Genomic DNA, 9,548 nt, shown 5'->3' on the forward strand with positions numbered 1-9,548 from the left:
TAAAGATCATGAAAAACATGAGTTACATGCACCTGCTAAAGGTGATTTAGAAGATGTTTCTAAGGTTGATGATCCAACTTTTGCTAGTGGTGTCATGGGTAAAGGCATTGCAGTAATTCCAAGTGAAGGTAAAATTTTTGCTGGATGCCAAAGATTCAACCGATGTTATTAGTCAGTTAGCCGACGCCCTTTATAAACAAGGCTACGTGAACGCTGACTATAAACAAGCGGTTTTGGATCGGGAAAAGGTTTACCCAACCGGGTTGCCAAGTGGTGACATTTGTGTTGCCGTTCCCCACACCGACGTCAAGTACGTTAAAAAACCAGCGATTGTCTTTGCCTCACTTAAGAAGGCAGTTGATTTCGCCAACATGGCTGATAAATCGCAAACTGTTAGCGTTCGTTTTGTTGCCATGTTAGCGATGAAGGAACCACACAGTCAGGTCACGCTTTTGCAAAACTTAATGCAATTATTCCAAAAACAGGATTATCTACAAAAGCTGATTGAGATTGATGATTCCGAAAAGTTGTATCAAGAACTCAAGGATTACTTCAAGTAAGGAAGTGTAAAAATTGAAACCAGTTATTGATTTCATTGAGTACATTGTTAACTTGGGGCCAACGGTTATGATTCCGATTATCTTCCTGATTTTCGGGTTATGTCTAAAGGTTCCATTTGCTAAGGCCCTGCGGGGTGGTTTGATGGTTGGTATCGGATTCATTGGTCTGAACGCCACCGTTACGATTCTGACTAGTGTTATGAATCCAGCCGTTAAGGAAATCATTAAGGTTCTGCACATGAACCTTTCCGTTATCGATGTTGGTTGGCCATCAGCTTCAGCCATCGCCTACGGCTCACTTGTCGGTGTTACGATGATTCCTCTGGGGATCGCAATCAACATTGTTATGTTGGTTACTAAGACTACCCAGACTATCGACGTTGACATCTGGGACTTCTGGCACTTTGCCTTTACTGGTAGTTTAATTTATGCCTTAACCAGTGACATGTTGCTGAGTCTGTTTGCTGCCAGTGTCATCATGATCGTCATCATGGTTACTGCCGACCGGACTGCTCCACTGTCAGAAAAGTACCTGGGTCTGCCAGGGATCTCAATTCCTCACGGTTACGCAGGTTCATTCGTTCCATTCGCCGTTGTTATCAACTGGATTATTGACAAGATTCCAGGTGTTAACAAGATTCACTTGGATGCTAAGGACTTTAACAAGAAGTTCGGTAGCTGGGGTGAACCAACCTTGTTAGGGTTTGTTATTGGTCTGCTGGTTGGTTTCCTGGCATACTTTGCCGTTCCAGGAATGGACTGGCCAACTAAGATTGGTAAGATCCTGCTGATGGCCGTTACTCTCTCCGCTATCATGATCATTACTCCAAAGATGGCTGCTCTGTTGCTGCAAGGGGTTGTTCCTGTTTCCAACGCTATCCAAAAGCTGACTCAGAAGCACTTTGGTGGTCGTAAGTTCTACATTGGTATGGATACTGCCGTTGGTATTGGTAACCCAGTTGTTCTGGCTTGTGCTACTCTGATGATTCCACTTTCATTGGTCTTTGCATTTATTCTGCCAGGCAACAAGTTCCTGCCAACTATCGGTCTGACCGGTTTCGTATTCATGTTCCCTCTGATTGTTTCTGTTGTTCATGGTGACTTCTTCCGTTCATTCATCATTGGTGCTATCAACGTGATTTTGGGTCTGTACATTGGTACTAACCTGTCACCATTCTTCACCAAGGCTGCACGGGCTGCACACTTTGCTATTCCAAAGGGTTCAACTCTGATCGGTTCCATCGACTATGAATCTAACCCATACCCATGGCTTATGTTCCAACTGGCTCACAACAAGTGGGCACTGTATATCTTCGGGATTGTTATTTGTGCAATCATGTTGATCTGGAACCACCGTTGCATCATTCGCGACGAAAAGAAGGGTGAAGCAAAGCAGGCTGCTGCTAAGAACTAATTTTTGATCAAACTAGTCCCTAGATATTTGAGGAGGTTTCAAGTATGAAGAAGATTATTGTTGCATGTGGTGCCGGCGTTGTTACTAGTACTACTGCTATGAACAAGCTGAACGAAGAACTGCAAGCTCGTGGCTATGAAGAAGGCCAAGACTACAAGTTGATCCAAACGTCAGTTCAATCCGTTGAATCAATGGCTGACCAAGCCGACATGGCAATCACCACGACTCAATACGACAATGACTCCATTAAGATTCCTGTAATCAATGGTTTGCCACTGTTGACTGGTATCGGTGCCGATACGGTTATCGACCAGGTTGAAAACTTAATCAAGGAAGGCTAATTGTTTCTTTGTTAAGAAAGGAGGCCTCCAGCATTCGGGAAATCGAAGGCTGGGGGCCCTTGTTGTGACTGACGATTTTTCCAGATTTGAATTGAGGTGAGCAGGATGGCATCTGAAAATGCCAAAAAACTGATAGATTACCTCGCAGCCACTCACGATTACGTTTCTGCACAGAAACTAGAAAAACGCTTTGCAATTTCACGACGGACCGTTTTTTACCGGATTGAACAAGCAAATAAGCTCCTATCTCAGCTAGGGCTGCCCAAGATTCGAAACGAACGGGGTGTTGGCTATTTGTTGCCAGATGAAGCTGTTGCTGGTTGGCAAAAGCGTCAAAAAGCCGTTGAGCAAAACTCGTCTCGGACAGCGGTTACTCTTAAGCAACGCCTGGATGCCATCATCTGGTCGATGCTGACTGAAAATGATCCCCAGTCAATCAACTCCTTAGGCGAACGCTTTGGCGTCACTCGTAATACGATCATTGCCGATTTCAAGCGGATTGAAACGGAATATAGCAACCTGAAGTTAACGACGACACCGAAGGGCCACGTTTTGCAGGGAAGCGAGGAGACAATTTGCCGTTATGTTTTTCGGCAACTTTCGCAGGATAGTCACGGGGTCATTGCGACAGGAATTGATCGCTTGGCTTTTCCCGCTCTGGATATGAAGACGGCTCGCAAACAACTTAGCAATTTGGAAAGCCACCTTAATACGCGTTTTACTGAAAACGCTGCTCAAACAATTATTCGTTGCCTCAAGTTCCGTATTTTTCGAATTTCAATCGGTCACCGGGTCACTACTCCAGACACTACTTATGAAGAGATTATGGCCGTTACCGATGGTGTTATCCCAGAAGTTGAACATTTTTTGGCACAAAACGGGATCCAAGACCCCAATGAAATTATCTTCTTTACGGAGATCGTGCTTTGCTCACAGGTTGATGTTTTGAATTACGTCAATGCGGATTTCAAAAAGGAAATGCATCATATTGCCCGGGCAATAATGCTCCGCTATGACCAAATTGCCGGAACACGGATTAATGATGATGCCTTTGTTAATGCACTGAGCGTCCACCTTTATGCAACCTACTTTCGTTGCCGGTACCATTTCACGTTTGAAATGCCTCTGTTGGAAGCAATTGACCGCAAATTCCCTGAAATGATTAAGTTTGTTCAGATTGCGTGCCGACCACTCCAAATCTTTGTGGATGCACCGATTCCAACGAGTGAAATTGCATTAATTTGTCTTTATTTCATTTCGGTTGGCGATACCACGCAAACGGATGTCGCCCGTTTCATTGATAAGTCAGACGATATTCAGGATTACTTGAATGCAGATGTCCTGCTGGTTTGCACAAGTGGTATTTCAACGTCCGCAATCCTTTACTCGACTTTGCACCGTCAGTACCCGTTAATCAACTTTTCGCGTTCACTTGGCATTGAAAACCTGGAACGAATTATGCGGATGCCCAACCGGGCTAAGCTGATCATTTCGACAGCGAGTCTCAACCAGCAGGAATTTAACATTCCCATCATCAGTGTTCAACCAGTTCTTGAGTATAAGGACAGTTACCGGATTGAACGAGCGCTTCACCAGTACTTCCCGAAACTATCTATCGGCCAAGAACAGTCATTAGATAAGCTCATTTCCATTGTTAAACGGCATGCTGGCTTGAATGATGAGAAGGGGCTACGGGCAGAACTGTCCGCTTATCTGTACCCGCTTCAAGACCGACAGGAAGAACTCGCTCCGGAAAAGAAGAATTTGGCGGACCTCTTAACACCGGCTGCCATTAAGGTCACAGCTAGTGCCGTTAGCTTAGACAAAATGATTAGACAGCTTTGTTGGATTTTGACCGACCAGGGAATTGCTGATGCGGCCTATTACCAGGATATCTTGAATCTCATTGACCGTTTCGGTCCGTACATGATGGTCTCGGCTGATACATTTCTCGCCCATTCCGCTCCTAATAGCCATGTTAATCGAATCGGGATGGCACTGGGAATTCTAAAAGAGCCATTAGTGATTAAGACCAAACAGGGGACAGAGAAGATTAGGTGTTTGATTGTCCTTGCACCGGGCGAACACCACGAACATGATCGGGCACTGGCCCAAGTTATGGGACTGGTTACGAACCGCAAGGTCTTTCGAAAACTTTTGGCTGCTAACGATGCTAAGCAGGCTTACGAAATTATTCGTCAATACAGTAACCAACAGGAGGAACAGGAATGAAGGAAAAGAAGAAATATAATATTCCCTTTTATGTTGTGATGACACTTTGCCTAATTGTAACTATTTCGATTTCCATCTGGGAATTTGTCATTGGTAATGCCCACTCTGGGATGACCAACGCCATTGCGACTTTAATGGTAGCTTTGATTATTTTTCGTCAATATTCAGTGGACCGTGAATTTGGCCGAATTATTCACTACCTTAACTGGGCAATTCTGTTCTTCATCTTTATCTGTATCGCAGCTGAAGGTGGCTGGCTCTTCAAATAACAACGTCATTTATTTTAAGGAGAAAGAAAATGCTTGAAGATTTAAAAAAAGAAGTTTATGAAGCAAACATGCAATTACCGAAGCTAGGGTTAGTCACCTTTACTTGGGGGAATGTTTCCGGTATTGACCGGGAGAAAGGGCTCTTTGTCATTAAGCCATCGGGTGTTCCATATGACGAATTAACACCTGACAAGATGGTGGTTGTTAACCTCAAGGGCGAAGTTGTTGAAGGGGACTTAAATCCTTCGTCAGATACGCCCACGCATACCTATTTGTATAATCATTTCCCAAAGATTGGCGGTATTGTTCACACTCACTCGCCATGGGCTGTTTCCTTTGCCGCTGCCCGGATGGATATTCCGGCGCTGAACACAACCCATGCCGACACCTTCTACACGGATGTACCAGCCGCTGATGCGTTAACGAAGGAAGAAATTGAAGAGGATTACGAAGGCAATACCGGGAAGGTCATTATCCGCTCCTTTAAGGAACGTCACCTTGACTATGAAGCTACTCCGGCTGCTTTGGTGATGCAGCACGGTCCCTTCACGTGGGGGCCGACACCTGCCAAGGCTGTCTACAATGCTAAGGTTCTCGAAGTAGTTGCTGAAGAAGACTACCACTCAATGATGCTGAACCGGGCCAACATTCACTTGCCACAATATCTGTTAGACAAGCACTACTACCGGAAGCATGGTAAGAACGCTTACTACGGGCAAAACAACGCTCACTCCAAGGATCACGCTAAGCGTGAAAACTAATTGAGACAACAGTTGGTCAGTCCAACGGGGCTGATTCGTTGTATAATGTTATTAGCTTTAATGAAAGCGCTCATAAGCTGAAGGGAGAATAAGTCATGTCTAACGTTGTTAAAGGAATTGCCGCCAGCGATGGTATCGGGATTGCCGAAGCTTACCTGCTGGTTGACCCAGACTTGAGTTTTGATAAGAAGACCATTGAAGATACTGATGCCGAATACAAGCGCGTAGAAAAGGCATTTGCTGATTCAATTGATGAATTAAATAAGATTAAGGCTAACGCCAAGGACCGTCTTGGTGACGAAGAACTGGCCGTTTTTGACGCTCACATTGCCATTCTGTCTGACCCTGAAATGAAGAGTCAAATTAAGCAGGAAATCGAAGGTAAAAAGGTTACTGCTGAACAGGCAACGAGCGACGTCATGGACATGTTCTCCGACACCCTGGCTGCCATGAAGGACAACAAGTACATGCAGGAACGGGCTGCCGACGTGAAGGACGTTGAAAAGCGTGCTTTGAGCCACCTGCTGGGCAAGCAGCTGCCAAACATTGCTGCCATTGACAAGCCAGTGGTCATCGTGGCCCACGAAATCACCCCATCTGACACTTCGCAAATGGACAAGAAGTTCGTCAAAGGGATGGTAACTGACCTTGGTGGGCGGACTAGCCACGCTGCTATTATGTCACGGACACTGCGGATCCCAGCGATTGTTGGTTCCGAAAACATCACCAGCAGCGTTAAGTCCGGTCAAAAGATCATCGTTGATGGGCTGAATGGTGACGCCATCATTGACCCAAGTGACGATGAAGTGGCTGAATACGAAAAGAAGGCCGGTGACTTCGAAAAGGAACGTGCTGAATGGGCTAAGATGGTCGACGCACCTTCCAAGTCGAAGGATGGCAAGGAATTCGAAATTGCTGCTAACATCGGGACTCCTGACGACGTTGTTGACGCCATGAAGCAGGGTGCTGACGGTGTTGGGCTCTTCCGTTCAGAATTCCTGTACATGGGTAGCGACCACATGCCAACTGAAGACGAACAGTTCGAAGCCTACAAGAAGGCTGTTGTGGGGATGAAGGGCAAGCCGGTAGTTGTCCGGACTCTGGACATTGGTGGGGACAAGCCACTGGACTACCTGCCACTGCCAAAGGAAATGAACCCATTCTTGGGCTACCGTGCTATCCGGATCAGTCTGCATGACCCTGAAAAGATCTTCAAGCCACAACTGCGTGCTTTGATCCGCGCCTCTGAATTTGGCCCAATTTCGATCATGTTCCCAATGATCGGGACGCTGGCTGAACTGCGGGCCGCTAAGAAGGTTTACAACGAATGTGTTGAAGAACTGCAAAGGGATCACCCTGGCATTGGCAAGAACGTCAAGATCGGGATGATGATCGAAGTACCACTGGCTGCGATCAACGCCGACAAGATGGCTGAAGAAGTCGACTTCTTCTCCATCGGTACTAACGACCTGATCCAATACAACTTCGCCGCTGACCGTGGTAACGATTCTGTTTCATACCTCTACCAGCCACTGAACCCAGCCTTCTTAGGCCTGATCAAGCACGTTATCTACGCTGCTCACCGTCACAACACTAAGGCTGCAATGTGTGGTGAAATGGGCGGTGACCAGTTAGCATTACCACTGCTGATGGGGATGGGTCTGGATGAATACTCCATGTCTGCATCATCAATTCTGCGGACCCGGAGCATGATGAAAGACTTAGATACCAAGCAATGTGCTGACTTAGTCGAAAAGGCATTGAAGTTAGACACGGTTGAAGAAGTTCAAGATCTGGTAAAGCAAACCCTGAACCTGAAGTAAGCTAAACAACCAAATATAGCAAAAGGAGCATGATGCGAATGCATCATGCTCCTTTTTGTAATTAATTAATAAATTAACGTTTATGCTTAACGACGACCACGTCACACGGTGCTAAGCGGATGACGTAGGCGGTAACTGACCCGATCAGCGCCCGCTCAAAACGATTGAGGCTGGAACTACCCATGACGATCAAGTCGTTATGGTGGTCACGGATGAAGTCGCGGGCAATGACGGTCTTGGGGTTGCCAAAGCGCACGTGGATGCTGGCAGATTTAACCCCAGCGTCTTCAGCCCGCTTTTGGATGTCCTTTAAGCGCTGGGCGACAATGGTGACGATCTCGTAGGTCTTACCTTCAGAGAGGTCACTGAGTGTTGCATAGCCTTCAGTGATTTGATTGATTTGGGCGACGTTTAAGATGTCCAAATGAGCGTGGTTGACGATGGCCAACTGAATAGCCTTGTCGACTACCCCAGGAGTGGCCCTGGTACCATCAACGGGTACTAAAATATTTTTATAAGGTGATTCAGTCAAACTGGACCCTCCTTTCAGTAATTACTAGATAACTTATATTTTACCATGATTATCGCGAATTGAGCTTTTAATCAGTTCCTAGTAGAATAAAAGAGATGTTTAAAGGAGAAAAAAGATGGATTCACGACAAAAAAACGTAACAAAGATTGTAGCGATCACGATTGTCTCAATGCTGATTGCCATTGCGACTGAATTTTACATGTTTAACCAGTACGGGTATTCACTGGGCTCTGCAGCCGTTTGGGGCCGGGTAGCATTGATCATTTTCTTGGCGGTTATTTTGATTCTGTTGGCGGCTTGGGATGCCCGTTTCTCCAACTATGCCACGATCCTGATCATGCTCTACTACTTAATCATTGATCTGGGTGGCGTCTTGCAGATCCACCACCGGACGTCATTTTCCGGGATCATTATGCAGATGGTGGCCCTGGCGGGTGTGTTAGTCTGTGTTTACGGTATTGGCTTAGGGATGCGGCAGCGGACCTTGCACAACCGGGCCGTTTACGAACAAACTCACCAAACGATTACAAAATCAAAGACAAAGAAGGACTCTAAGAAATGAAGTTAAACGTCGCTGATTATTTAGAACAATTACCCAATGCACGGCATGAACAAATAGACAGCACGGCTGTTAAGATCCAGCAAGCCACTAGCATTAAAACTGGCTTGGCTTTCATGCAGGATGCGATTGACAGTGGTTATCTGGCTAACTATGAATGGCAAGTTAAAGTGCAGAAGGGCGATCCCATTAGCGTCCGGCTTGAAAACAACCTTATTAACGTCCCCATGGCAGACGCTGAACGGTTGAACGGTAAACTCTTAAACAAGGATGAAGAGTACCCGGTTAAGCTCTACATGGTGGCTGAAGGTGAGGACTTGAATAAGTCTAATTTACGCATTGATGAACTGGCAGCGGATGCTGGACAAGCAAACAATGCCGATACAGTCGCTAAGTTCCAATCTTGGGTGGCCGATCAACTGGCACAATTAATGGAGAATCGCGCTGATAATAAAGAGGATTAATCAGGCATCACTTGCACTTTTAGGTCTATGATGTTAGGGTAAACACTGCGATGAGTCGAGAGGTCAGGTAGCCGACCCATAGATTGGCTATCCCGCAAAAAGCGGTTATGATTTTTCGAGTGGGGCACGTTAACCTGCCGGATTGCAGGGTGCCTGACGGCTGAGGAAGTGGACATCCTCATGTTGTCTGAGATAGTATCAATACACGAAAAGCGGGACTGTGATTTTCACAGTCCCGCTTTTGTCTTACTTTGCTAAGTAAATTTGTTCGTCGATCAGGTCAAAACTTTTAAGGCGGTCACTGACAGCCTTTAAGTCTGCTGGTTGCGATAATTTGGCCTCTTGCCAGAAACCTTTTGAATTGGTGGCCCCGTTCTTCTCACCAATTACTAGTAGCTTCAAGTTAGGGAAGTTCTCACGCAGGTGTTTTAACAACTTGATGTCGCCATCCCCTTTGTCAGGTGCCCATGACATTAACACGTAGTCAACCTGTTCACCGTACTTATCAACGGCGTCGATAGCCGACAGCTGTTCGATCGTAGTCACTGGGTGCTTGCCGGTTTCGTTTTCTTTTACCCAATCCCTGCTGTCGG

At 46.1% G+C, this 9,548-nt stretch carries 10 protein-coding genes and 2 pseudogenes; 10 read left to right on the forward strand and 2 right to left on the reverse strand.

Features of this window, described 5'->3' with window-relative positions; genetic code table 11:
• From ACEYV4_RS07885 to ptsP, 8 genes and pseudogenes are all read left to right on the forward strand, one after another.
• A pseudogene (locus tag ACEYV4_RS07885) lies at positions 1 to 142 on the forward strand (PTS glucose transporter subunit IIA); the annotation flags it as partial.
• Positions 123 to 560, forward strand: coding sequence for a PTS sugar transporter subunit IIA (locus ACEYV4_RS07890; protein WP_373842784.1), 438 nt, complete (start codon positions 123 to 125; stop codon positions 558 to 560). The pseudogene ACEYV4_RS07885 and the gene ACEYV4_RS07890, both read left to right, overlap by 20 nt.
• Positions 561 to 573: 13 nt before the next feature.
• Positions 574 to 1,974, forward strand: a complete 1,401-nt coding sequence (locus ACEYV4_RS07895; protein WP_373842785.1) for a PTS galactitol transporter subunit IIC — start codon at positions 574 to 576, stop codon at positions 1,972 to 1,974.
• Positions 1,975 to 2,018: 44 nt separating this feature from the next.
• Positions 2,019 to 2,315 carry a PTS sugar transporter subunit IIB gene (locus tag ACEYV4_RS07900; protein WP_373842786.1) on the forward strand — a complete coding sequence of 99 codons (297 nt, stop codon included), beginning with the start codon at positions 2,019 to 2,021 and terminating at the stop codon, positions 2,313 to 2,315.
• 105 nt (positions 2,316 to 2,420) lie between these two features.
• On the forward strand, positions 2,421 to 4,547 hold the full coding sequence (locus ACEYV4_RS07905; protein ID WP_373842787.1) for a BglG family transcription antiterminator: 2,127 nt from the start codon (positions 2,421 to 2,423) through the stop codon (positions 4,545 to 4,547).
• The gene (locus ACEYV4_RS07910; RefSeq protein WP_373842788.1) at positions 4,544 to 4,816 is read left to right on the forward strand and encodes a hypothetical protein; all 273 of its coding nucleotides are present in this window, start codon (positions 4,544 to 4,546) and stop codon (positions 4,814 to 4,816) included. Before ACEYV4_RS07905 ends, ACEYV4_RS07910 begins: the two co-directional genes overlap by 4 nt.
• A gap of 29 nt (positions 4,817 to 4,845) precedes the next feature.
• On the forward strand, positions 4,846 to 5,577 hold the full coding sequence (locus tag ACEYV4_RS07915) for an L-ribulose-5-phosphate 4-epimerase (protein ID WP_373842789.1): 732 nt from the start codon (positions 4,846 to 4,848) through the stop codon (positions 5,575 to 5,577).
• A 95-nt stretch (positions 5,578 to 5,672) separates the two neighbouring features.
• Positions 5,673 to 7,400, forward strand: a complete 1,728-nt coding sequence (gene ptsP / locus ACEYV4_RS07920; protein ID WP_373842790.1) for a phosphoenolpyruvate--protein phosphotransferase — start codon at positions 5,673 to 5,675, stop codon at positions 7,398 to 7,400.
• Positions 7,401 to 7,473: 73 nt separating this feature from the next.
• On the opposite strand, the gene ACEYV4_RS07925 is transcribed toward ptsP, so the two are convergent.
• Positions 7,474 to 7,932 carry a universal stress protein gene (locus ACEYV4_RS07925; RefSeq protein ID WP_373842791.1) on the reverse strand — a complete coding sequence of 153 codons (459 nt, stop codon included), beginning with the start codon at positions 7,930 to 7,932 and terminating at the stop codon, positions 7,474 to 7,476.
• 115 nt (positions 7,933 to 8,047) lie between these two features.
• Here ACEYV4_RS07925 and ACEYV4_RS07930 point away from each other — a divergent pair, with 115 nt between their 5' ends.
• Positions 8,048 to 8,494 (forward strand): hypothetical protein, encoded by a 447-nt coding sequence (locus ACEYV4_RS07930; RefSeq protein WP_373842792.1) that lies wholly within the window; start codon positions 8,048 to 8,050, stop codon positions 8,492 to 8,494.
• On the forward strand, positions 8,491 to 8,955 hold the full coding sequence (locus ACEYV4_RS07935; protein ID WP_373842793.1) for a hypothetical protein: 465 nt from the start codon (positions 8,491 to 8,493) through the stop codon (positions 8,953 to 8,955). Before ACEYV4_RS07930 ends, ACEYV4_RS07935 begins: the two co-directional genes overlap by 4 nt.
• 246 nt (positions 8,956 to 9,201) lie before the next feature.
• Here ACEYV4_RS07935 and ACEYV4_RS07940 read toward each other — a convergent pair.
• Positions 9,202 to 9,548 (reverse strand): annotated as a pseudogene (locus tag ACEYV4_RS07940) (SAM-dependent methyltransferase); the annotation flags it as partial.

Source organism: Limosilactobacillus sp. (assembly GCF_041859915.1).
In the GTDB taxonomy this organism is placed as follows: Bacteria; Bacillota; Bacilli; order Lactobacillales; family Lactobacillaceae; genus Limosilactobacillus.

Coding starts and splice junctions, on each gene's coding strand:
- ACEYV4_RS07905 (WP_373842787.1), top strand. CDS start 2,421: ATGGCATCTGAAAATGCCAAAAAACTGATAGATTACCTCGCAGCCACT.
- ACEYV4_RS07910 (WP_373842788.1), top strand. CDS start 4,544: ATGAAGGAAAAGAAGAAATATAATATTCCCTTTTATGTTGTGATGACA.
- ACEYV4_RS07935 (WP_373842793.1), top strand. CDS start 8,491: ATGAAGTTAAACGTCGCTGATTATTTAGAACAATTACCCAATGCACGG.
- ACEYV4_RS07930 (WP_373842792.1), top strand. CDS start 8,048: ATGGATTCACGACAAAAAAACGTAACAAAGATTGTAGCGATCACGATT.
- ptsP (WP_373842790.1), top strand. CDS start 5,673: ATGTCTAACGTTGTTAAAGGAATTGCCGCCAGCGATGGTATCGGGATT.
- ACEYV4_RS07900 (WP_373842786.1), top strand. CDS start 2,019: ATGAAGAAGATTATTGTTGCATGTGGTGCCGGCGTTGTTACTAGTACT.
- ACEYV4_RS07915 (WP_373842789.1), top strand. CDS start 4,846: ATGCTTGAAGATTTAAAAAAAGAAGTTTATGAAGCAAACATGCAATTA.